Source organism: Amycolatopsis sp. NPDC034160 (assembly GCF_055575355.1).
Genome location: NZ_JBVISU010000015.1, coordinates 1 through 22840 on the forward strand (window position 1 = coordinate 1; position 22840 = coordinate 22840).

At 68.1% G+C, this 22840-nt stretch carries 17 protein-coding genes; 11 read left to right on the forward strand and 6 right to left on the reverse strand.

Going from position 1 to position 22840, the window contains the following annotated elements:
- The first annotated feature begins 1170 nt into the window (after positions 1-1170).
- Together ACZ54P_RS26490 and ACZ54P_RS26495 are read left to right on the forward strand one after the other, a co-directional pair.
- On the forward strand, positions 1171-2691 hold the full coding sequence (locus tag ACZ54P_RS26490; RefSeq protein WP_465464269.1) for an amino acid permease: 1521 nt from the start codon (positions 1171-1173) through the stop codon (positions 2689-2691).
- A 223-nt stretch (positions 2692-2914) separates the two neighbouring features.
- Entirely contained in the window at positions 2915-3619 is a 705-nt protein-coding gene (locus ACZ54P_RS26495; RefSeq protein WP_465464270.1) for an LPXTG cell wall anchor domain-containing protein, read from the forward strand.
- A 44-nt stretch (positions 3620-3663) separates the two neighbouring features.
- Here the strand turns inward: ACZ54P_RS26495 and ACZ54P_RS26500 are convergent, their stop codons facing one another.
- Complete coding sequence (locus tag ACZ54P_RS26500) at positions 3664-5958, reverse strand: hypothetical protein (RefSeq protein WP_465464271.1); 2295 nt, start codon at positions 5956-5958, stop codon at positions 3664-3666.
- 91 nt (positions 5959-6049) lie between these two features.
- Here ACZ54P_RS26500 and ahcY point away from each other — a divergent pair, with 91 nt between their 5' ends.
- Entirely contained in the window at positions 6050-7522 is a 1473-nt protein-coding gene (gene ahcY / locus ACZ54P_RS26505; protein ID WP_465464272.1) for an adenosylhomocysteinase, read from the forward strand.
- A gap of 60 nt (positions 7523-7582) precedes the next feature.
- Here ahcY and ACZ54P_RS26510 read toward each other — a convergent pair whose 3' ends face one another.
- The gene (locus ACZ54P_RS26510; RefSeq protein ID WP_465464273.1) at positions 7583-8593 is read right to left on the reverse strand and encodes a hypothetical protein; all 1011 of its coding nucleotides are present in this window, start codon (positions 8591-8593) and stop codon (positions 7583-7585) included.
- Positions 8594-8828: 235 nt separating this feature from the next.
- On the opposite strand from ACZ54P_RS26510, the gene ACZ54P_RS26515 reads away from it, so the two are divergent.
- From ACZ54P_RS26515 to ACZ54P_RS26525, 3 genes are all read left to right on the forward strand, one after another.
- On the forward strand, positions 8829-9431 hold the full coding sequence (locus ACZ54P_RS26515; protein WP_465464446.1) for a papain-like cysteine protease family protein: 603 nt from the start codon (positions 8829-8831) through the stop codon (positions 9429-9431).
- Positions 9428-10195, forward strand: a complete 768-nt coding sequence (locus ACZ54P_RS26520) for a hypothetical protein (RefSeq protein WP_465464274.1) — start codon at positions 9428-9430, stop codon at positions 10193-10195. The genes ACZ54P_RS26515 and ACZ54P_RS26520 overlap by 4 nt, the downstream gene beginning before the upstream one ends.
- Positions 10196-10280: 85 nt before the next feature.
- Positions 10281-10913: a dTMP kinase gene (locus ACZ54P_RS26525; protein ID WP_465464447.1), complete on the forward strand. Its 633-nt coding sequence runs from the start codon at positions 10281-10283 to the stop codon at positions 10911-10913.
- Here ACZ54P_RS26525 and ACZ54P_RS26530 read toward each other — a convergent pair.
- The 4 genes from ACZ54P_RS26530 to ACZ54P_RS26545 all read right to left on the reverse strand — a co-directional run bounded on the left by ACZ54P_RS26530 (position 10910) and on the right by ACZ54P_RS26545 (position 16627).
- Entirely contained in the window at positions 10910-12013 is a 1104-nt protein-coding gene (locus tag ACZ54P_RS26530; protein WP_465464275.1) for an aromatic ring-hydroxylating oxygenase subunit alpha, read from the reverse strand. The two genes, ACZ54P_RS26525 and ACZ54P_RS26530, sit on opposite strands and share 4 nt — an antisense overlap.
- Positions 12010-13155, reverse strand: coding sequence for an N-methyl-L-tryptophan oxidase (solA, locus tag ACZ54P_RS26535; protein ID WP_465464276.1), 1146 nt, complete (start codon positions 13153-13155; stop codon positions 12010-12012). The genes ACZ54P_RS26530 and solA overlap by 4 nt, the downstream gene beginning before the upstream one ends.
- The gene (locus ACZ54P_RS26540; RefSeq protein ID WP_465464277.1) at positions 13152-15590 is read right to left on the reverse strand and encodes a GcvT family protein; all 2439 of its coding nucleotides are present in this window, start codon (positions 15588-15590) and stop codon (positions 13152-13154) included. The genes solA and ACZ54P_RS26540 overlap by 4 nt, the downstream gene beginning before the upstream one ends.
- Positions 15591-15841: 251 nt before the next feature.
- Positions 15842-16627 (reverse strand): IclR family transcriptional regulator, encoded by a 786-nt coding sequence (locus tag ACZ54P_RS26545; RefSeq protein WP_465464278.1) that lies wholly within the window; start codon positions 16625-16627, stop codon positions 15842-15844.
- 151 nt (positions 16628-16778) lie between these two features.
- Here ACZ54P_RS26545 and ACZ54P_RS26550 point away from each other — a divergent pair, with 151 nt between their 5' ends.
- From ACZ54P_RS26550 to ACZ54P_RS26570, 5 genes are all read left to right on the forward strand, one after another.
- Positions 16779-17096: a bifunctional 3-phenylpropionate/cinnamic acid dioxygenase ferredoxin subunit gene (locus ACZ54P_RS26550; protein WP_465464279.1), complete on the forward strand. Its 318-nt coding sequence runs from the start codon at positions 16779-16781 to the stop codon at positions 17094-17096.
- On the forward strand, positions 17093-18229 hold the full coding sequence (locus ACZ54P_RS26555; RefSeq protein WP_465464280.1) for an NAD(P)/FAD-dependent oxidoreductase: 1137 nt from the start codon (positions 17093-17095) through the stop codon (positions 18227-18229). Before ACZ54P_RS26550 ends, ACZ54P_RS26555 begins: the two co-directional genes overlap by 4 nt.
- 111 nt (positions 18230-18340) lie before the next feature.
- The gene (gene mtrA / locus ACZ54P_RS26560; RefSeq protein ID WP_005150760.1) at positions 18341-19018 is read left to right on the forward strand and encodes an MtrAB system response regulator MtrA; all 678 of its coding nucleotides are present in this window, start codon (positions 18341-18343) and stop codon (positions 19016-19018) included.
- A gap of 94 nt (positions 19019-19112) precedes the next feature.
- On the forward strand, positions 19113-20795 hold the full coding sequence (gene mtrB / locus ACZ54P_RS26565) for an MtrAB system histidine kinase MtrB (RefSeq protein WP_465464281.1): 1683 nt from the start codon (positions 19113-19115) through the stop codon (positions 20793-20795).
- Positions 20792-22522 (forward strand): LpqB family beta-propeller domain-containing protein, encoded by a 1731-nt coding sequence (locus ACZ54P_RS26570; RefSeq protein WP_465464282.1) that lies wholly within the window; start codon positions 20792-20794, stop codon positions 22520-22522. The genes mtrB and ACZ54P_RS26570 overlap by 4 nt, the downstream gene beginning before the upstream one ends.
- Positions 22523-22840 lie beyond the last annotated feature (318 nt).

Consider the following 22840-nt stretch of genomic DNA (forward strand, 5'->3'; position numbering starts at 1 on the left):
TTCTTGGTCGTTCCACGCATCTACCAGGAGCTTCGCCATACCCAGCTCACCAACACACCCCTACCAACCCAAAACAGGTTGGAAAAGGCTCAATGAAGGGGCCTTTCATCGCAAATTCTGCGATGAAAGGCCCTTCATTGCGTGTACGTGCGGTGGGTCCTGAGTGGTGATTCGGGTCAGAGCGGACCACCACGCGCGCCACGACTGACCAGCCGAGCGGGGAAGATTCCGGACGTTCAACGTCCGGAATCTTCCCCGCTCACCCACGCCGTCCCCCAGGATCCGCAGTCTCAAGTCGGGGAAGTCCGTGAAGGTCCCCTTCCCTACCTTGAGAGTCAGGGCCCCGGCAAAGTCGAGATAGGGCAGGCCTGATCCTGGATGTCCACCGGCCTTCGCTGTCTACAAAGGACACTGTCTGGTGGCCGAGTGTCCGATTGATGCCTATATGTACGGTTCTGTGCGGGGTCGTGAGTGGCAATGAGGGTTATCGAGAAGAAAGACAAACGTGTTGTGGTTGTGGGCGGGCCTGTTCGCCGGGGGCAGGGCGAAGGCGTAACACGCGTGCTCAGAGACGGGACTCGCGTGTCTGGACCCCGCACTCGGGTGGTACGCCGCCACGTTTGCCTTAACCCGGGTTATTGAGGGGTAAGGCAATGGTGTCGTGTTCGGGAGGGCTTGTGAGACGTTGGGCATCAGGCTTCGGCACTGGGTGGCGGTGTCCTGAAGGTGTCGCGAAAGCCACTTTCGGGACACCACATGTCCTGGAAGTGGCTTTCGCGACACCTCCCTGAGGGCTGGGGGACAACTACGACACCTTTGCCTTACCTCTCAATAGAACGCTCATCGCCACTCACGATCCCTCGCAAAACCGCGCAAACCCCCCGAATCGGGCGCCATGGTCGCAAAAACGTCCTTTATGGACAATCAAGTGCCGGATCGAGCCTCTCGAGCGAGCTCCTGCCGACTCCCTCACGACACGTTCGCCCTGTCTTTCTGGGCAAGGAGGCCTCATGGGCATTCCGGACTTCCGCGACCGCCGTTCGGAGCAACTGTCCGTACTCCGCCGGTTACCGTCCCGACTCCCTCGTACTTCGTTGCTCTCCTACCGCGCTGCCGTTTCGGCCGAGAGATAGGGTCCGTTGAACCGCAGTCAGGTGTAGGAGGTCAAGGGTGCCCGGAAACGGTCTGTGGCGTACGAAATCCATCGAACAGTCCATCGCGGACACCGACGAGCCGGGGTCCAAGCTCAGGCGGAACCTGGGCGCATGGGACCTGACCGTCTTCGGTGTCGCCGTCGTCATCGGCGCCGGAATCTTCACGCTCACCGCGCGTACGGCCGGTGACTTCGCCGGCCCGTCCGTCTCGCTCGCGTTCGTTTTCGCGGCGATCGCCTGCGCGCTGGCCGCCCTCTGCTACGCGGAATTCGCGTCGACCGTCCCGGTGGCCGGGAGCGCGTACACGTTCTCCTACGCCACGTTCGGCGAGTTCATGGCGTGGATCATCGGCTGGGACCTCATCCTGGAACTCGCCGTCGGCGCGGCCGCGGTGTCGAAGGGCTGGTCCGCCTATCTCGAAACCGTGCTCTCCTACATCTTCGGCAAGGGCACGAAGACGACGTTCGAGATCGGCCCCGTGCCGGTCGACTGGGGCGCTCTGCTCGTGGTGCTCGTGCTGGCGACGCTGCTCGCAGTCGGCACGAAGCTGTCGTCGCGGTTCTCGATGGTGATCACCGGCATCAAGGTCGCGGTGGTGCTGTTCGTGATCGTGCTCGGCATCTTCTACATCAAGGGCTCGAACTACACCCCGTTCATCCCGGATGCCCAGCCTGCCGGGGAGTCGGCGTCCACCGGCGTCGACCAGTCGCTGTTCTCGCTGGTCGCCGGTGGCGGCAGTAGCGCGTTCGGCGTCTTCGGTCTGCTGGCCGCCGCGTCGCTGGTGTTCTTCGCGTTCATCGGTTTCGACATCGTCGCGACCACCGCCGAGGAGACCCGCAATCCGCAGAAGGCCGTGCCCCGGGGCATTTTCGGCTCGCTCGCCATCGTCACGGTGCTCTACGTCGCCGTGTCGCTCGTGGTCGTCGGCATGGTGAACTACAAGGAACTCGCCACTTCGGCCGGTGACGGCGGCAAGAAGACGCTCGCGTCCGCGTTCGCGGCCAACGGTGTCGACTGGGCGGCCAACATCATCTCCGTCGGCGCCCTCGCCGGTCTGACGACCGTCGTCATGGTGCTGATGCTCGGCCAGATCCGGATCATCTTCGCGATGTCGCGTGACGGCCTGATGCCGCGTGGCCTGGCGAAAACCGGGGAGCACGGCACGCCGAAGCGGGCGACCATCGTCGTCGGCGGGCTGGTCGCGGTCGCGGCGACGTTCTTCCCGGCGGACAAACTCGAGGAAATGGTCAACGTCGGGACACTGTTCGCTTTCGTCCTGGTCTCCGCGGGGGTGCTGGTACTGCGCAAGACCCGGCCCGACCTGCCCCGCGCCTTCCGGGTGCCTTGGGTGCCGCTGGTCCCGATCCTGGCGATCGTCGCCTGTGTCTGGCTGATGCTGAACCTGACCGTGCTGACCTGGCTGCGCTTCCTGGCGTGGATGGCGCTCGGCGTCGTCATCTACTTCGCCTACAGCCGTCGTCATTCGCTGCTCGGCAAGCAGAACAAGGGCGAGGTGCCGACGTCCGTATCGGACTGATCATTCTCGTTTCGGCGGCCCACCATTCCTTTGTGGATGGTGGGCCGCGCTGTTCGGGGCCCCGGTTTCGGTGTGAAATCGGTGTGCGATAGCGTCCGGTCTCTCGCTTCCCCCTGACGGGTGAACGGGACTCGTGTAGACGCACTGCGAGTCGACCTTCACCCCTCGAAAGAGGCACCACGCTTTGCTCGTTTGTCCCCCGATCGGTACAGGAGAGCTCTGAATGCAGATCATCACCAGACGGCGTGTCCGTTCCGCCGCCACCGTCTTCGCGCTGGCGACCGCCGCCCTGCTCGGTGTCACGGGCACCGCGCTGGCGTGCCACACCGACGACGGTCGCGCCATCCCGACCCCGAAGAACGTCAGCACCTGTGAGAAGGCGCAGCTCCCGGGCACCGAGATCTCGACGAAGGACCTGACCTTCACCGGTGGCACGGAGAAGGACAAGTACCTCAACATCACCGCGGTCGGTGAAGGCGTCACCGTCACCGCGATCGTGGTCAAGGGCGGCGACGGCTACAACATCTACGAGCCCGGCAAGCGCGGCCTCGCCAAGACCCCGCCGTGGGAGAAGCTGCGTTCGCCGATGAACGGCGGCGGCAAGCAGGCCGACATCAGCCACTGGTTCGCCTGCGGTGAGAAGAAGACCAAGCCGACCGAGCCGACGAAGCCGAGCGAGCCGACGAAGACCACGACGGTCAAGCCTCCGACGACCGCGCCGACCACCACGACGGACAAGCCGTCCGAGACCTCCGCTCCGTCGAGCACCGCGGTTCCCGCCCCGAACGTCGGCGGTAACGGTGGCAACGGCGGCGGTCTCGCGGACACCGGTTTCGACAACGCCTGGCTGCTGTGGGCCGGTGGCCTGCTGGTCCTGGCCGGGGCCGGCGTCCTGATCCTGCTGCGCGTGCGCCGCAAGGCCAACTGAAGCTAGCTAATGCTTGAAGGCCCTCTTCCTGGTGAAGGGGGCCTTCAGCGCATTTGCGGGAAGTCGCCGAAGAGAGATCCCTGCTCGCCCCAAGGGTTCGTCGGGCGGGGACGGCCGAGCCCGGCGGCCATCGCGACGGCGTTGTCCCATTCGGCGTCGACGACGTAGTCCGTGTGCTTGAGCACGCCGGGTGCCCAGCGATGCCGCCCGGTCGGCCCGCGCATCGGATCGGGCAGCCAGTGGTCGCCCCCGAGCACGAGGACGCCCTGGTCGTCGGTCTCGGCGGCCAGCGGTCCGGTTCCGCCGCCGGGCAGATAGCCGTCGCCCAGCAATTTGCCGCCGACCACGCGGTGCCGCCACGTCGTGACGCCGCCGCCGAAGATGTCCGTGCCGCGGCACAGCGCCCGCCAGCGGCCGTCGAGATCCTTGTACAGATCGGCGAGTCGTGCCTGCGGCAGCATCGCCGGGAAGGCCCGCTGATAACCCCATTGCAGCGGTGAGCCGGCGGTCAGCAGCCCGACGCGGTCACGGTCTTCCGGCGGGAGATCGGCGATCACCCGCGCCGCGGCGAGCACGGTGAGCAGGCTGCCGAGGTTGTACCCGGACAGCACCACCCGGGTGCCCGGATCGGCGAGGTGTTCCTTGACCCGGTCCGCGAGTTCCGGGACGACCTTGAGCGCGTAACTCGGCGGAACGATCGGATGCGCGGCACGCGGCCAGAAGCACACGAGATCCGCCAGCGCGCCGAGGTGACGGCTGCGTTTGGGCGTCGTCGCGGCGGCGAACACGACCCGCAGCAGCCCCGCCGCCAGCGCGCCGAGCGCGAACACGCCGATCGTCGAGAGCGGCGTGAACCAGCCGGGCAGGTGCCCGAAACCGAAGCGCACCACCAGGAGCGCGCCGCCGCCTGCCGCCATCGCCAGTGCGACGGTGAGCGCGAGATGGTGCAGATGCTTGCGTTCCCACGAAGCACGGGCCCAGACGCGCGCGGCCTCCTCTTCCTGGGCCTCGCTGATTTCCATCAGCGCGACGATCTTCGGGATGCCGCGCCGCAGCCGCCGCAGCGGGACCGCGACGGCGAACCCGAGCACACCGAGTACGACGGCGAGCGCGAGCCCGGCGCCCCACAGCACGGTCACCAGGACGTAGGTGTCGGGCAGTCGCAGATCGTTCGCGCCGACCAGTTGCCGCAGCGCGACCGCGAGTCCCGCGCCGAAGCCGCCGCCGAGCAGACCGGCGAGCGCGACGACCGGGGCCGCGGCCCAGCCGCCGAGCCACGGCCGCAACCGGTGCGGCAGGTGCTTCCAGGTCGACCGGCCGAGCAACGCCGACGGGATCAGCATCAGCGCGAACAGCAAGGTCACCGCGACCATCGCCGCGCCGAGCGCTTCGACCGTCCCGTCGGCGCCGCCGAGACCGCCGCCCGACAGCCCGGCGGGCAGCGGTGTCCGGCGGACGACGGCGATCCCGACCAGCGCGACGGCGATCGCGATCAGTCCGCCGCGAACGATCGGTCCGGCCGAGAAACCGACCGTCGAGGCCACGAGCGCGGCGAGGACGAGTGCCAGCGCGCAGCTCCAGACGATCAGATCGAAGGTCGCCGTCGGCAACCGGAACGGCCCACCGAGCAGCGGAAGCGCGACACAGGTCAGCGCGGCGACGGTGTGCAGCGTGCGCAGGCCCGGCGTCCGCGGCAGATCCTGCGGCTGCAGCGGGCTCGAACTGGGTACGCGGTGCAGCCTGTTCCGTGATCGCCAGTCCGAGGACGGGATCCGGTCGAGTACGAAGATCAGCGCCAGCAGCGGCAGCACGCCGATCGCGGTCCGCAACGGCGCGAGATCCCGCAGGAACGACGGCGCGCCCGGGAGGCAGGCGGAGCCGGGGGCGAGACATTGCGCGGCGAACAGGTCCAGCGAGACCACCGCGAGCTGGCTGATCAGCAGCATCGTCAGCAGCAGCGAAGCCACCCGCAACACGCCGCGGCAGGCGGCGGCGAGCAGCGCGGCGGACCGCTTGCCCTCCGGGACCGGCGGCAGCATCCAGTGCGCGACGTTCGCCAGCGAGAAGGGGAACAGCAGGGCCCAGGTGGCCTTGGCCGCGCCCCCGGAGGTCATCCCGCTCCACAGGTAGCCTTCGAGAATGCGCGGGATCGAACGGCCGAGCGCGGGCAGCACCGGACCGGGAGCGGGACGGCGCAGCCGGTCCGACGGCCGGATCAGCCTGCCGATCCCGTCGCCCGCGACGTCGACCACCGACGTCGAATCCAGCAGGCTTTCACCGCTCGTGCCCACTAGCCCGGGTACGCGTATTTCGACGACGCGGGTGTCGGGACCCGGCATGACCACGGTGAAGCCTCCAAACCATTCCAGTGGGGACTGAGCCGACAACGGTACTGTTCCGATGTCATCCAACCTTGGAGGAAGCGCGCATATGACCCCCGAAAGCGTTGCCAAGCGGCACGACACCCGCAACGGCATCGAGTTCGCCGTCGCCGATCTCGAGGCCGCCGAGTTCGGCCGCAAGGAGATCCGCCTCGCCGAGCACGAGATGCCTGGCCTGATGGCGTTGCGCCGCGAGTACGCCGAGGTGTATCCCCTGCGGGGAGCCCGGGTTTCGGGCTCGCTGCACATGACGGTACAGACCGCGGTGCTGATCGAGACCCTCGTCGCACTGGGTGCGGAGGTGCGCTGGGCCTCCTGCAACATCTTCTCCACGCAGGACCACGCCGCCGCGGCGGTCGTCGTCGGCCCGCACGGCACCGTCGAGGAGCCGAAGGGTGTGCCGGTGTTCGCCTGGAAGGGCGAGTCGCTGGAGGAGTACTGGTGGTGCACCGAAAAGATGCTGACCTGGGACGGTGAAGGTCCCAACATGATCCTCGACGACGGCGGCGACGCCACCATGCTGGTGCACAAGGGAACCGAGTTCGAGAAGGCGGGCGTCGTCCCCTCACCGGACGAGAACACCTCGGACGAGTTCCGCGTGTTCCTCCAGCTGCTGAGCGCCTCCGTCGCGGCCGACACCGGCAAATGGACCAAGATCGGCGAAGGCATCCGCGGGGTCACCGAGGAGACCACCACCGGCGTGCTGCGGCTCTACCAGCTCGCCGCCGCCGGTGAGCTGCTGTTCCCGGCGATCAACGTGAACGACGCCGTGACCAAGTCGAAGTTCGACAACCGCTACGGCATCCGCCACTCGCTGATCGACGGCATCAACCGCGGCACCGACGTCCTCATCGGCGGCAAGGTCGCGGTCGTCTGCGGCTACGGCGACGTCGGCAAGGGCGCCGCGGAATCGCTGCGCGGCCAGGGCGCCCGCGTGATCGTCACCGAGATCGACCCGATCTGCGCGCTGCAGGCGGTGATGGACGGCTACCAGGTCAAAAAGCTGGAGAACGTCCTCGGCGAGGCCGACATCATCATCACGACCACCGGCAACAAGGACGTCGTGCTCGTCGAGCACATGGCTCGGATGAAGCACCAGGCGATCCTGGGCAACATCGGCCACTTCGACAACGAGCTCGACATGGCGGGCCTGCAGCGCTACCCGGGCATCCGGCGGATCAACATCAAGCCGCAGGTCGACGAGTGGGTCTTCCCTGATGGCAAGAGCATCATCGTGCTGTCCGAGGGCCGTCTGCTGAACCTGGGCAACGCGACCGGGCACCCGTCGTTCGTGATGTCGAACAGCTTCTCCAACCAGGTGATCGCGCAGATCGAGCTGTTCACCAAGTACGAGGAGTACGACAAGGAGGTCTTCCGCCTCCCGAAGAAGCTCGACGAGAAGGTCGCGAAGATCCACCTCGACGCGCTCGGCGGTGAGCTCACGAAGCTGACCAAGGAACAGGCCGAGTACATCGACGTGGACGTCGAAGGCCCCTTCAAGACGGATCACTACCGGTACTGATCAAGACTCGTGAGTGGTAATGACGGTTCTAACCGTCATTACCACTCACGAGCCCACCGCTTACCGCCACTCGACCTCGATGCCTGCCAGCCCTGGCCCGGCGTCGCTGAAGTACCCACTGGTCACGCCGCCCATGTCGAGCGGCAGCTCCTCGGACTCGACCGGCACGGCGTCGTCGCGGGTCCGGAATTGCCGGGTGCAGCGCGCGGGCAACGCGCCGAGCGCGAACTTCAGCTGCACCAGGTAACTGGAGCACTGGTCCCGCAGCATCCGGAAGTAGCCGGGCGACGCGGTGCCCGAGTCGTCGCGGACTTCGAAGCAGAACACGTGGATCTCGCCCTCGGCGAGCTTCCGGTCGAAGAGCAACTCGGTGGCCATCGTCTCGGCGTCGGCGTTGCGCCGGATCCGGCCGACCCGGCAGCCCTCGGCGGTGATCAGCTCGACGTCGCCGATATTGCAGCCGGGGTCGCCGTTGTAGACGGTGACGTACCGGTCCGGGCCGTGCCGCCGCGCCCGGCACACCAGCCGGGTCTGCAGGCCGACCTGCCGGTGCGCGGCGTCGAAGGTGATCGTGTCGTGCACCGAAAGCATCTCGAGGTCGGCGTTGTAGCGGTTGGACGACGGGTACGCGCCGAGCTCGGACAGCAGCTGGTCGACGATCGAGCCCATGTCACCGGAACGGATGTCGTGGAACGACGCGGCCATCTGATGCCCGCGCGCCCGCGCCGTCCGCGGCCCGATCAGCACGACGAGCGCGTCGGGAGGCAGCTGCAGCACCGATTCCAGGGCACGGACCGCCGGCAGCGCCTTGGGTACCTCCGGCTGGCGTAACCCGCGCTGCCAGTAGCTCAACGTCGACTGTCCGATTTGGACACCACGAAGCCCGAGATGGGCACGGAGCCTGGCCAGCGAGAGGCCGCGGTAGGCGATCGCCTGCCGCAACGCGTGGTGGAATTCGCCGCTGCGAAGGGCTTCGACCAGCTCTTTGGGCAGGGCTTCGAGCGGTTGACGGCGCGCTCCGTCGATGATCGTCGGGGTGTCCCCTTCTCGTGCCACCGCTCGTCCCTTCACCAGACCAGTGTGTGCGCTGAGCGTGAACACCGCGGAACGTTCACGTTAGCAGCGCACTGTGAACACTACGCCCCCCGTTCGGGGTGGTTGACCCCGGAAGAGTGACCGTTCCGGGGTGTGGAAACGCCCCGGAACGGTCCGTTCCGCCGAGTGCCCATCTTGCTCTGTGTGAACCTTCTGTTCACCGTTGTGACCACATTGGTTCGCCATGGTGACCAGGAGGCCCGTCGTGCCTGTGTTCTCGAGGAGGGTTTGCGCCGCGGGCGCCGCGAGTCTCGCGGCGTGGCTCGCGGTCCAGACCCCGGCGAGCGCGCTGCCCCGGCCGTCGGCCGAGCAGCACTCCGCCTTTCAGCACCCCTCCGCCGACCAGAACCCCATCGTTATGCAGGTACAGGAAAAATCGCAGTGGTGCTGGGTGGCTTCGGGCACCACCATCGCGGCACGCCACGGTGTCACCGTCAGCCAGAACGGATTCTGCCGGATGGCCCACGACGAGCGGCGCCGGGATTGCGCGGACCGCCCCGGGACGCTGAGCGATGTCCGGCGCGCCTTCGGCAAGCTCGGCTTCTCGGCCCCGGGTGACTACCTCAAGGGCCGCATCGGATACGCGGGCGTTCAGGCGCAGACCGGTGCCGGGCAGCCGGTGCAGACCCGGGTCGGCTGGGCCGCGGGCGGCGGCCACATGCACGTGCTCTACGGCTCCGACGCCGGCCGGAAGTGGGTCTCGTGGGGGGATCCACTGCCCACCGGTAACCGCTACAACTGGTCGACCTACGACTTCTACGCCGGCAACCGGTCCTTCACCTGGACCCACACCCTCACCGGGATCCGGCGATGAGGGCGCGGCGGATCCTCGGGCTCGCCGGGCTGGTCGTGATCTCGTTGCTGATGTCGGCGCCGGGAGCGCGCGCGGATCACCTGTCGAGTGAAGACCTCGCGGCCGCGAAGGCAGCCGCCGACGATCCCACGCTGCGTGCGGAAATCAGTCGTTTCTTCACTCAGACGGGTGGCTCGGGACAATCGCCGTCGGTCACCGTGGTCGGCGAATCCTTCCCGGTTTACGAGCTTTCGAGGGATTTCGTCGCCGGAGACGGCGGGATCGCCGGGCAGCTCGCCTACGTCGCCGTCCCGGTGACGGCGTCCGACGGGCAGACCGCGACGGTCTGGTCGGTCCGTGGCGACGACGGCGTCTGGCGCGTCGGAAACATCGCGTCTGGTGACCGGGAAAGCGAACTGGCCCGGCGGCTGCCCGCCGGTGCGGCGCTGCTGCACGAACCTCAGGTCGACGCCTGGTACGCGCTGCGCGACGGCCGGGTGACACTGCTCGACTCGGGCGCCAGCGGCTATGCGACCGGCGCGTCGGCCACACTCGCGGAGTATCAGAAGACGGTCTCCGGCCGGTACGGGGCGATGCTCGCGGGCTCGCCCTACGCCCAAGAAGGCAAGGCCGGTGGTTACAACGCCCAGGTGATGCCGCGCGGTGACGGCGGCCCCGCACCCGACGCGCAGGACACCGGCTTCGTTCCGCTGCTGATCTTCGGCGGCTTGCTTCTCATCGGTATCGCGGGCTTCTTCCTCCACTCGAAGCGGCGCGTCCCCTAGCGGACCGGTGGGCCGGGCGTGTGCTGACCCCGCCTGGCCCGCCGGTCGACCACGGCACCTTAAAGTAGGCGCTGTGGGACGACTCGTGGTGATCGAAGGTCTGGACGGCGCCGGTAAGCGCACGCTCGCCGACGCGCTGACCGGCGCGCTGAACGCCGACGGCGCGAGTGTCACGTCGATCGCGTTCCCACGCTACGGCGAAAGTGTGCACGCCGACCTCGTGCGCGAGGCACTGCACCGCGGGCACGGCGACCTCGCCGACTCCGTGTACGGCATGGCGATGCTCTACGCGCTCGACCGCCGCGGCGCGGCGGACGAGATCCGCGCCCGGCTCGACGAGCACGACGTCGTGCTGCTCGACCGGTACGTCGCGTCGAACGCGGCGTACGGCGCGGCCCGGCTCCACCAGGGCGCGGACGGCGAGTTCGTCCGGTGGCTCCGCGACCTGGAGATCGACCGGTTCGGTCTGCCGGTACCTGCCGCGCATCTGCTGCTGCGGGTCACCGCCGGCGTCGCCGCCGAACGCGCGCGGCGCCGCGCGGAGGACGACGCGGCCCGCGCGCGGGATTCCTTCGAGACCGACGACGCGCTCCAGAAGCGGTGCTCGGTGGTCTATGACGAGCTGGCCGCGACTGGCTGGCTCGCGCCTTGGCATGTCCTCGACGGTGTCGCCGGTGTCGACGCCGCCGCGCTGTCCACCACCCTCCTTCGCGTTTAGTCCTCTAAATGCTTGAGTAGCCAGTCGTGGAACTCGCCGATGTGGTGCTCTGAGGGCATCAGGACGCCGCCGGCGCGGTAGGCGCGGGACGCCATCGCGGGCTGGCAGCGTTCGCACGCGGCGAAGTCCTGCTCGTTGACACGGTGGAACAACTCCACCGACCGCGACACGTCCCGGCCGGAGGCGACGACGTCGGCCGAGTACAGCCAATCGCATTCGACGACCGTCCGGTCCGGCGCGAGCGGGTACATCCGGTGGAAGATCACGTGATCCGGCACCAGGTTCACGAACACCTGAGGCCGGATGGTGATCGCGTAGTACCGCCTGTCCTGCTCGTTCGCGACGCCGTCGAGTCGCTCGAAACCCGGCTCGCCGTCGATGGTGAACCCGTCGACGTCCTCACCGAACTCGGCACCGTGCCCGACGTAGTACTGCGCCGCGTAGCCGTCGGCGAACTCCGGCAGCACCTCGGTCAGCTCGGGGTGGATCGTCGCGCAGTGGTAGCACTCCATGAAGTTCTCGACGATCAGCTTCCAGTTCGCCTTGACGTCGTAAGTGATCCGGCGCCCGACCGAAAGCCCGTCGAGGCCGTACCGGTCGATCGACTCGAGGTCGCCCAGCCGCTCGCGCGCCGCGCCTTGGACGTCGGCCTCGAACGACGGCGGCTCCGCGGCCAGGCACACCCACGCGTAGCCCAGCCATTCCCGCAGGCGCACGCCGTGCAGCCCGTATCCGGTGCGGTCGATATCCGGCAGGTTCGCCAGATTCGGCGCCGCGATCAGCTTCCCGTCGAGTCCGTACGTCCACGCGTGGTACGGGCACTGGAAGGCGCGCCTCACCGTGCCCGACTCCTCGGTGCACAGCCGGGCGCCCCGGTGGCGGCAGACGTTTAGGAACGCCTTCAGCTCGCCGTCGCGGCCCCGGCTGACGATGACGCTCTCCCGTCCGATTCGGACGGTCCGGAAGTCACCCGCCGACGGCAGATCCGCCGAACGCACGGCGCAGAACCACTGGCGCTCGAAGAGCTTTTCCTGTTCGACCGCGAAGATCTCCGGGTCGGTGTAGTAACCGCCGCCCAGCGTCGGGATGAGACTCGTCATCTCGCGGCTCCAGCGAACCGGGCGGGGTCGAACAGGGTGATCGGATGTTCGGTGGAGCCGTCCACCACCAGATCGGCGAGGATCTCACCGACCACCGGCACGAATTTGAAACCGTGCCCGGAGAAGCCGCAGGCGACCACCACGCGATCACGGGTGGGATGGCGGGCGATGACGAAATGTTCGTCAGGGGTGTTCGTGTACATACAGGTCGCCGCGCGCAGAAAGGTGCCGGGCAGTGACGGCATCTTCCGGCCGACGAACGCGGAGATGTCGTCGACCTCTTCGGCGTGCACCGTCCGGTCGATGGTCTCCGGAGTGCAGGTCTTGCCGCCGCGGAAGAACGCGACCTTCACGGTCCCGGCGTCGTCGTGCGACGGGAAACCGTAGAACTGACGGCCGTTCTCGCCTTCCCAGACGTAGATCGGATGCCGTTCCGCGCGGAACGCCTCCGCTGGGCCCGACGGCGCGAACCAGTACTGGATCTGCCGTTCGATGGTGAACTCGACGCCGAGTTCGGCGAGCAGCCCCGGTGCCCAGGCGCCGGGACAGATCACCAACCGCTCGGCGGTATGAAAACTTTGCGAGGTTTCGACCCGGACACCGGTAGATGTCTGGTGCCAGGAAAGGACTTTCTCCTCGTAGCGTAGTTCCGCCCCGGCCCGCGCGGCGAGGTGCAGATGTGCCGCCACGCTGCCTTCCGGCACCACGAATCCGGCGTTCTTCTCGTACAGCGCGATCTCACCCTCGGCGGGGTTCATCGTCGGGAACCGGCGCCGGATCTCGGCCGCGTCCAGGATTTCGTGCGGCAGCTCCCATTTCCGGGCGCTGGCAAGGCTTCCTGACACCGTCCGTGATTCGGGGGCGCCGAGCATGAGCCCGCCACAGCGGGTGAAGATCTTCCGGCCGGAGTCGCGTTCGATCCCGTCCCACAGTTCGTGTGCCCGCAAAAGCAGCGGGACGTACGCCGGATCCTCGAAATACGCCTGCCGTGTGATTCGCGAGCCGCCGTGGCTGGATCCGAGGTTGTGCACCGGCGCGAACCGGTCGATGCCCAGCACCCGCTGTCCGCGCCGGGCGAGCCGGTAGGCGGCGGCGCTGCCCATCCCGCCGAGACCGATGACGATGACGTCGTAATGGTTCACGCGGCACTCCTGATCCGGCTCATCCCGGCGTCGAACAACGGCTCGTTCGCCACGACGGCGGGGATCCGCTCGCCGAAGTACTCGATCTCCAACGGCCTGCCCGGCTGGGTGAATTCCACCGGAAGCCAGGCGTACGCGATGTTCTTCGCGACGGTGTAGCCGTACGCGGCACTGGTGACGTACCCGGCGGGACGGCCGTCGGCGTACACCGGTTCCTTGCCGAGGACGACCGAGTACGGATCGTCGACCGTGAGACAGGTCAGCTTCCTGGTGACGGTGTCTTCCGAGCGGCAGGCCAGCGCGTCCCGCCCGATGAAGTAACCCTTGTCCATCCGTACGGCGAACCCCAGTCCGGCCTCGAACGGGTCGTGCTCGGCGGTGACGTCGGTGCCCCACAGGCGGTATCCCTTCTCCAGTCGCATGCTGGAGAAGGCGTCGCGCCCGGCGGCGATGACGCCGTGCGCCTGCCCGGCGTCCCAGAGCGTGTCCCACAGTTCGCGGCCGAGGTCGGCGCTCGTGTACAGCTCCCAGCCGAGTTCGCCCACATAGGACAGTCGCATCGCGGTCACCGGCACTTGGCCGACGTAGGCCTGTTTCGTCTTGAAGTAGCCCATCGCGGCGTGTGAGAAGTCCGTTGTGGACAGTGGTTGCAGGACGGCTCTGGCGAACGGTCCCCACAGGCCGATGCAACAGGTGCCCGGGGTGGTCTCGTGGATCTGCGCGGCGCCGTCCCGAGGCAGATGCCGTCGCAGCCAGTCGATGTCGATGGCGCTGTTGACCCCGACCTGGAACCGTTCGGCGCCCAGCCTGGCCACGGTGAGGTCGCTGCGCACGCCGCCGTCCTCGCCGAGCAGCAGGGTGTAGGTGACCGAACCGGGTTTCTTGTCGAGCTGGTTCGTGGTCATGGTCTGGAGGAACGGCAGCGCGCCGGGCCCGGTGACCTCCACGCGTTTCAACGACGTCATGTCGAACATCGCGACCCGCTGCCGCGCGACCAAGGCCTCGGCGCCGCCGATCGGGGACCAGTACCGCGCCGCCCAGTCGTTGCGGGCCGGGATGAGGTCGACTTCCGGCAGGTTCGCGTTCGCCTCGTACCAGTGCGGTCGCTCCCAGCCGCTCGCTTCGAGGAAGAAGGCCCCGAGTTCGGCCTGCCGCTCGTAGAACGGGCTCGTCCGCAGCGGCCGCGGTTCCTCCAGGGGTTGCAAGGGATGGACGACGTCGTAGACCTCGACGAAGCTCTGGCAACTGCGTGTCATGACGTAGTCCGGCGCCAGTTGCGCCTTCTCGAACCTGGCGAGGTCACAACCGTGCAGATCCGCCTCAGGCTGCCCGTCGACCAGCCACTGCGCCATCGCGCGGGCGACCCCGGCCGAATGCGTGATCCAGACGGCTTCCGCGACCCAGAACCCGTCGAGCTCCGGATGTTCGCCCAGCAGCGGCATCCCGTCCGGGGTGAAGGAGAACAGCCCGTTGATGCCTTCTTCGACCTTGGTCTCGCCCAAGGACGGCAGCAGCGCGACGGCGGCCGCCCAGGACTCTTCGAAGTCCGACGGCGTGAACGCGAGTTCCGACGGCATGCCCTCGGTGCCGCGCGGATCACCGATCTCTTTGGCGGGCAACGGCATCGGCCGGTGCCCGTAGGCGCCGATGCCGAGGCGGTTGGCGTGCTCGCGGAAGTAGAGGTCGGCGTCCTGATGCCGCAGGATCGGCCGGGCGGCCTTTCCGGCCAGGCCGGGAAGGGGAGTGGTCCGCGCGTACTGGTGCGCCATCGGGACCAGCGGGATCGTGAGGTCCACCAGTTCGCCGAGCACCGGGCCCCACATCCCGGCGCAGGAGAGCACGAGGTCCGCGCGGAAACTCCCGGTCTCGGTGGTGACGCCGGTGACCCGCCCGCCCGCGCTCTCGACGCCGACGACCTTCTGGTGCGCGAGGAACTTCGCGCCGCGCCCGATCGCGCGACGCGCCTGCGCCTCGGCCGCCCGCAGGGGTCGCGCCAGACCATCGGAGGGAATGTGGAACCCGCCGAGCACCTTGGCCGGATCGAGCAACGGATGCAGCGCGGCGCACTCGTCCGGCTCGATCAGCCTGCTTTCGACCCCCGACGCGGTCGCCCAGCCGTGCCGCCGCTTGAGATCGGCGAGCCGCTCCGGCGTCGTGGCCACCTCCAGCCCGCCGACCGGCCGGAAGCACGACTTCCCGTCGAGGTCGAGCGCGCCGTATTTGGCGACGGTGTAGCGGGCGAACCCGGTCATCGCGGCGCAGCCGGTGGTTTGGAAGACCAGCCCGGGCGCGTGCGAACTGGACCCGCCGGTGGTGAACAGGTCGCCCTGTTCCAGCACGGTGAGGTCGGTCCAGCCGCGTTCGGTCAGCTCGTCGGCGATCGCGCAGCCGACGATACCGGCGCCGATCACGACCACGCGGGGTCTGGGGGTCATGGTGAGGGAACCTCCTGCCTGCCCAGCCGTCCACAGTGGACACGGGGCATCGGGGTGACCGGCGCTGTTGCGGATGAGGCACGGTGTTCCGTCTTCAGCAACAAAGTGCGGCACGTGCGGGCGCGCTGTCAAGAGCCCGAAGAGGTCGGCTGCTTCAACCGGTGCGCGCTATGAAAGGTCCTTTCCTTGCAAATTTCGCAAGGAAAGGACCTTTCATAGCGGGCGTGTGGGCCGTGACCGGACCGGTCACCTCACTCGGTGAAGTACCCCAGCTGCGCCGAGAGATCCGCGGAGGCCTCGGTCAGCGGCCGCACGATCTGCCGCACCCGCTGCTTCGAAAGCCGGTACGACGGGCCGGACGCGCTCATCGCCGCGACGACCTCGCCGCCGGGCCCGCGCACCGGGACGGCGACCGCGTGCATCCCCAGCTCCAGCTCCTCGAAGCAGGCCGCGTACCCGTCCTCGGCGACGCGCTCCAGTTCGGCGGTCAGCTCGTCCGGATCGATCGTGGTCCGCGGCGTGAACTGTTCGAGTTTCCGCCGGAGCAAGCGTTTGCGCTCGACGTCGCCCATGTACGCCAGCAGGACCTTCCCGCTGGACGTGGCGTGCAGTGGGGTGCGCTGGCCGGTCCAGTTCTGCGTCGTGATCGCGGCCGAGCCGCGGGCCTGGCTGATGTTGATCGCGACCCCGTCGTCGGCGATCGCGATGTTGACCGTTTCGCCGAGCGTCTCGGCCAGGCCCTGGCAGGTCTGCCTGCCGAGTTTCGCCAGGTCCATCCGGCCGGTGGCGGCGCCGGCGAGCCGGACGACACCGAAACCGATCGCGTACTTGCCGCGTTCGCCGAGCTGCTCGACGAGGCCGCGGTTTTCCAGGACGCTCAGCAGACGCGAGGCCGTCGACTTGTGCACGCCGAGTTCGCCCGCGATCTCGGTGATCCCGGTTTCCCCGTTGCGTGCCAGCAGTTCCAGCACGCTGATCGCGCGGTCGACGGACTGCACCTGACTGGGTGTTGCGTTCCCCGTGTCCTGGTTCCGCATGACGCAACAGTAGCCGTTTGGCCCGCATCCGCTCGGCTGAGTGGGCGAATCTCTTGACGTACCGGCCCCTCGAGGGTGATTGTTGCGCAGAGCACGACTTGTCTCGTAATACGCAACATCAACAACCGTCGGTCCTTTCTCGGAGGCCCCGATGATCCGTGCCTGCTCCGTTTCCGAACTCCCTGAAGGCGAGGCTCTCCGGCTGGAGGGTCCTGTCCCCGTTTCGATCTTCCACGCCGAGGGCGGCTATTACGCTCTCGACGACACCTGCACTCACCAGGACGCGTCGCTGGCCGACGGCTGGATCGAGGACTGCTTCGTCGAATGCCCGCTGCACGCCGCGCGGTTCGATCTGCGGACCGGCGTCCCGGCCTGTCTTCCCGCGAAACACGCCGTGCGCACGTACCCGGTCGTCGTCGACGACGGCGTGATCTACGTGGACACCGAGGCGCGCCAGGAAGTGGCTTGAGAACCGTCGCCGTCGTCGGCACGGCGCTGGCCGGACTCCGGTCGGCGCAGGAGTTGCGCGCGCAGGGCTTCGACGGACGGCTGGTGATGATCGGCGCGGAACCGCCGTACGACCGGCCGCCGTTGTCGAAGGATTTCTTGCTGGGCAAGGTTTCCGCCGAGGATCTCGCGCTCGCCGAGCAAGCCGGTCTCGACGCGCTGGAGGCCGAATGGCAGCTCGGCGTCCGCGCCGAACGGCTCACCGGCGACGGCGTGACACTCGGTGACGGCACGACGATCGCCGCGGACGGTTACGTCATCGCGACCGGCGCCGTGGCCAGGACCCTTGGTGCGGCAAGGAATTTGAAAGGCGTTCGCACCTTGCGGACGCTCGACGACGCCGTCGCGCTGAAACGGGTCCTCGCGACCGGGCCTTCTTCGGTCGTCGTCATCGGTGCCGGATTCATCGGCGCGGAGGTCGCGTCCGCCTGCCGTCTGCTCGGCCACGACGTCACCGTGATCGAGGCGATGCCCGTTCCGCTGGCTTCGGTCGTCGGCCCGGAAATGGGCGCGGTGTGCGGTGGGCTGCACGCGGAAAACGATGTCCGCTTGCTCGCGGGCGTTCCCGTCGCCGGGTTCACCGGAACCGATCGCGTCACCGGTGTGCGGCTCGCGGACGGCCGGGAAATCGCCGCCGATCTCGTCGTCGCCGGAGTGGGCGCGCGACCGGCCACCGAATGGCTGACCGGTTCCGGGCTCGCCGTCGACGACGGGGTGCTGGTCGATTCCGGCTGTGTCACAGCGAATCCCCGAGTGATCGCGGTGGGTGACGTCGCGCGGTACCGCTGCCGTCTGCGCGGCAGACGGCTCCGCGCCGAGCACTGGACGGCCGCGAACGAACAAGCCGGCGTCGCGGTCGCGAATCTGCTCGCCGGTGCGACCGTCACGCATTTCGCACGACCCGGTTACTTTTGGTCCGATCAGTACGGACGCCGCCTCCAGTTCGCCGGAGTGGCCACAGAAGACGTCCGGATCGTCGAAGGCGATGTCGCGGCGAAGCGATTCGTGGCGGTCTACTACCGCGATGACGTCTTGACCGGTGTGTTCGCCATCGACTCTCCTCGCCCCTTCACCAGGCTCCGGCGCTCCCTCTAGGGGCCGAACGCCCTACTCGGATGGAGCAATTTGCCCGATTCGATGATCTTTCTGGTGGTCACATCGCCGGGTCGCGCGCTCGCGCGGGGAAACTAGTGCGAACATAGGTTTATGAAGGCACGTGTTCTGGTCGTCGACGACGACCCTGCTCTCGCGGAGATGCTCACCATCGTGCTGCGTGGGGAGGGGTTCGACACAGCCGTCGTGGCCGACGGCTCACGGGCGCTGCCCGCGCTTCGTGAGCTGAAACCGGATCTGGTCCTCCTCGACCTCATGCTGCCCGGCATGAACGGCATCGACGTCTGCAAGGCGATCCGGGCCGAGTCCGGTGTGCCGATCGTGATGCTCACCGCCAAGAGCGACACCGTGGACATCGTCCTCGGGCTCGAATCGGGTGCCGACGACTACGTGGTCAAGCCCTTCAAACCGAAGGAGCTGGTGGCCCGCGTCCGCGCCAGGATGCGCCGCACCGAGGCCGAGCCCGCCGAGTCGCTGACGATCGGCGATCTCGCGATCGACGTCCCCGGCCACGAGGTGACCAGGGAGGGCAAGGCCATCCCGCTGACCCCGCTCGAGTTCGATCTCCTGGTCGCGCTCGCCCGCAAGCCGCGGCAGGTGTTCACCCGCGAGGTGCTGCTCGAGCAGGTGTGGGGTTACCGCCACGCCGCCGACACCCGGTTGGTGAACGTGCACGTCCAGCGTCTGCGCTCGAAGGTGGAGAAGGATCCGGAACACCCCGAGGTGGTGTTGACCGTTCGCGGCGTCGGGTACAAGGCCGGCCCGCCGTGATCACCCCATGAGAGAACGTTCTCCTTCGTCCGCCCAGGCTGAACCACCGGGTTCCCCGCCGGAATCCCAGCCGAAAAGCGTGCTCCGAGCCACGATGCGCCAGATCCGGCGCATCGTGGTTTTCGTGCGCCGTAAAGCCGTCGCCTTCAACGAGCTGTGGCGGCATTCGCTGCAGTTCCGGGTCACGGTGTCCACCCTGGCGCTGTCGTCGGCCGTGGTGTTCGTGCTGGGCATGGTGCTGCAGAACCAGATCACCGAACGGCTGCTCGAAACCAAGCAGAACGCGGCGATCGCGCAGACCAGGGCGGTCGTCGAGACCGCGGCCAGCGAACTGGTCGGCGTCGGCGCCGAAACGCCCGAAGCGATGGTCGCGCGGCTGAAGAACGCGCTGAAGAAGATCTCCAGCACCACGACGTCGCAGGACGGCGCGGGCTCGGCCGCCGGCACCTTCGAACCGGTGCTGGCCGCGGGCGGCCGTGACCAGTCGAGCCAGCCGGTGGCCGCCGGTCCCTACGAGCGGGTGCCGGTGCGGCTGCGTCAGTTCGTGGAGACCGAGCAGGTCAGCTACCTGATGCACACGGTCACCGAACAGGACGGCGGCAAGACGACGTATCTGATCGTCGGTGCCCCGGTGACCACCATGGTCAACCCGCTCCAGCTCTACTTGCTCTACCCGCTCACCAGCGAGCAGAACACCGTCTCGACCGTGCAGAACACGCTGCTCGTCGGCTGTCTCGTGCTGCTGCTCCTGCTGGCCGGGATCACGAACCTGGTTACCCGGCAGGTGGTGCGGCCGGTCCGGCAGGCCGCCGCGGCGGCGGAGGGATTCGCCGGTGGCGACCTGGACCAACGGCTCGCCGTGCTCGGCGAGGACGATCTCGCCAAACTCGCCGTGTCCTACAACGAGATGGCCGCGAGCATCCAGCGGCAGATCCGGCAGCTGGAGGACTTCGGTGGACTGCAGCGCCGGTTCACCTCCGACGTCTCGCACGAACTGCGCACCCCGCTGACCACCGTCCGGATGGCCGCCGACGTGCTGCACGCGTCCCGCGAGCAGTTCCCGGCCGGTCTCGCCCGCTCCACCGAACTGCTGGTCGACGAGCTCGACCGGTTCGAAGCCCTGCTCGGCGACCTGCTGGAGATCAGCAGGCTCGACGCGGGTGTGGAGGAGCTCTCGGCCGAGCTGATCGACGTCCGGCCGATCGCGACCAGGGCTGTCGAACAGGTCCGGGTGATCGCCGGCAACGCGGGCAGTTCGGTCGAGCTGGTACTGCCGGACGAAGAGGCGGCCGCCGAGGTCGACGCGCGCCGCGTCGAGCGGATCCTGCGCAACCTGCTGGCCAACGCGGTGGACCACAGCGAAGGAAAGCCGGTGGTTTTGACACTGGCGGTGAACGAGACCGCGATCGCCATCACCGTGCGCGACCACGGTGTCGGGCTCCGCCCCGGCGAGGCGGAACTGGTGTTCAACCGGTTCTGGCGCGCCGACCCGTCCCGCAACCGCCGGACCGGCGGCACCGGGCTCGGCCTCGCGATCAGTCAGGAGGACGCGCGGCTGCACGGCGGCGTGCTCGACGCGTGGGGTGAAACCGGCCACGGCGCCTGTTTCCGGCTCGTACTGCCGCGACAGCAGGACACGCCGATGGGGGAGAGCCCGCTGGTGCTGCCGCCGCCCGATCACAAGGCGACCGACTCGCACGGCTCGTCGTCCGGACTGCTCGAAGTCCGCCCGGCGCCCGAAGCGATCTTCGCCGAGTCCGAGGAGGTCGGCCGATGAAACGGCTGCTGACCCTGCTCGCGGTGTTCCTGCTGGTCGCCGGGTGCGCGAACATCCCGCTGGAATCCCAGCCCGTCGTCGTCTCCGGGGACAAACCCGCGCAAGCACCGGTGGACGTCCCCGAACCGGCGGCCGGGATCGACTCGCTGACCGTCACCCGCCAGTTCATCCGCAACTCCGCGACACCGGGTACGGCGAACGCCGACGCGCGGGTCTATCTCGACGACGAGGCCCGGCGCACCTGGAAGCCGTCGCCGGGGCTGACGATCATCGACGACACCTTCGGCACCGTCTACGACACGTCGTCACCGCAGGAGAACCCGGACGAGCAGCTGGTGAACGTCCGCGGGTTCAAACTCGGCACCCTGAGCCCCGACAGCGCGTTCATCCCGCAGAAGGCGGAGTACTCGCAGCAGTTCAAGCTGCGGAAGCAGCCGAACGGCCAGTGGCGGATCGTGGATCCGCCGCAGGACCTCGCCATCACCGACGAGGATTTCTCGGTCAACTACTTCCGGGTACCGATCCGGTTCTACTCACCCGATTCCGGCACCTTCGTCCCCGACCTCCGGTACGTCGCGGCGAAACCGCAGTCCGGGCTCCCGGGCCGGGTGATGGACCTGGTGCTGCAGGGACCGTCGGAAGGACTGAAGGGCGCGGTCAAAGACCTGCTCGCCGACCAGGTCACCACCGACACGAACGTGCGCAGCACGGACGACGGGACCCTGGACGTCGCGCTGACCGGTATCGGCGGGGCCAGCCTCGCGGACCGGTCCCTGATCGCCGCGCAGATCGTCCTCTCGCTGCAGACGGTGACGCTGAGCCGGATCCGCTTGCTGGCCGACGGCACCGCGCTGGTGCCGGACCACGAGTACTGGCGCTCCAGCGACCTGCCCGCGTACAACACGGAGATCGAGCCCAATCTGGAGCTGAAGGGGCTGATGACCGTCAACGGGCGGGTCCGGTCCCTCGGCGACGGGGCCCCGGTCGGGGGACCGGCGGGCAATGGCGGGTACAAGGTCGTCAGCGCCGCGCAGTCCGTCGACGGCAAACGGCTCGCGGTGGTGGAAGAGCGCGAAGGCAGACAGTGGCTGCGGGTCGGCGACCTCGGCCACGACCTCGGCTCGGTCGACCTGTTCGGCGGCAGCCTGAGCCGCCCGACCTGGCGACCGGTCCCGCGTGGCAGCGGCGGGCTCTCGGGTGAGGTCTGGACGGTCGTCGACCACAACACCGTCGCCAGGGTCACCCTGGCCGCGGACGGCCGCTGGGTGAAGGCGGGCGTCGACGCGACCATGCTCACCGGACTCGGCCAAATCACCGAACTGCGGCTCTCGCGCGACGGGTCGCGGCTGGCCGCGGTGGTCAACGGGCAGCTGGTGATCGCCTCGATCGTGCGGACGGCGGATTCGGTGGCGTTGCGCTCGCCTCGCTCGCTGCAGGAACGCCAGCTCAAGGACGTCGTCGACGTCGACTGGGCGACACAGGACCACCTGATCGTCGCCACGTCGTCGACCACCCTCCCGGTGGTCAAGGTGCCGCTGGACGGACAGCGGATGGACACCTTCAACAGCTCGAACCTCACCCCGCCGGTGCACGGCGTCACCGCGGCGCCGAACCGGCAGAATCTGGTCGCGGACGCGGGTGGGCTGTGGGTCGCCTCCGAACTGGGCGAGGTTTGGCGGCCGCAGGCGCACACCGTCACCGACGCGGATCCGTTCTACCCAGGCTGAGCGCCAGACGTTCGAGTTCGGTAGCGGCTGTGCCCTTCCCCCAGTACATGATGGCCCCCTTCCTTGCGCCTAGCGCAAGGAAGGGGGCCATCATGTACTTCACTCAGAGAACGCCGCAGGCCACGAGTAGGTACCCAGAGAGATTCGCTAGAACGATCCATAACACTCGCGACCCCCATGCGCCCTGCCGCCACCTAAGTTTCTGGCACGCGCCCGATACGAGGAAGGGGCGGTCACGCGCCAAAAAGGGGAGCAAGGGACCTTTAGTATCGCCAGACTTCCTAGCGCTGCTAGCTGAAGCCTTCTCCTCGATTGCCG

Coding starts and splice junctions, on each gene's coding strand:
- ACZ54P_RS26500 (WP_465464271.1), bottom strand. CDS start 5,958: ATGCCGGGTCCCGACACCCGCGTCGTCGAAATACGCGTACCCGGGCTA.
- ACZ54P_RS26570 (WP_465464282.1), top strand. CDS start 20,792: ATGAAACGGCTGCTGACCCTGCTCGCGGTGTTCCTGCTGGTCGCCGGG.
- ACZ54P_RS26540 (WP_465464277.1), bottom strand. CDS start 15,590: ATGACCCCCAGACCCCGCGTGGTCGTGATCGGCGCCGGTATCGTCGGC.
- ACZ54P_RS26495 (WP_465464270.1), top strand. CDS start 2,915: ATGCAGATCATCACCAGACGGCGTGTCCGTTCCGCCGCCACCGTCTTC.
- ACZ54P_RS26545 (WP_465464278.1), bottom strand. CDS start 16,627: ATGCGGAACCAGGACACGGGGAACGCAACACCCAGTCAGGTGCAGTCC.
- mtrB (WP_465464281.1), top strand. CDS start 19,113: ATGCGCCAGATCCGGCGCATCGTGGTTTTCGTGCGCCGTAAAGCCGTC.
- ACZ54P_RS26550 (WP_465464279.1), top strand. CDS start 16,779: ATGATCCGTGCCTGCTCCGTTTCCGAACTCCCTGAAGGCGAGGCTCTC.
- ahcY (WP_465464272.1), top strand. CDS start 6,050: ATGACCCCCGAAAGCGTTGCCAAGCGGCACGACACCCGCAACGGCATC.
- ACZ54P_RS26530 (WP_465464275.1), bottom strand. CDS start 12,013: ATGACGAGTCTCATCCCGACGCTGGGCGGCGGTTACTACACCGACCCG.
- mtrA (WP_005150760.1), top strand. CDS start 18,341: ATGAAGGCACGTGTTCTGGTCGTCGACGACGACCCTGCTCTCGCGGAG.
- ACZ54P_RS26520 (WP_465464274.1), top strand. CDS start 9,428: ATGAGGGCGCGGCGGATCCTCGGGCTCGCCGGGCTGGTCGTGATCTCG.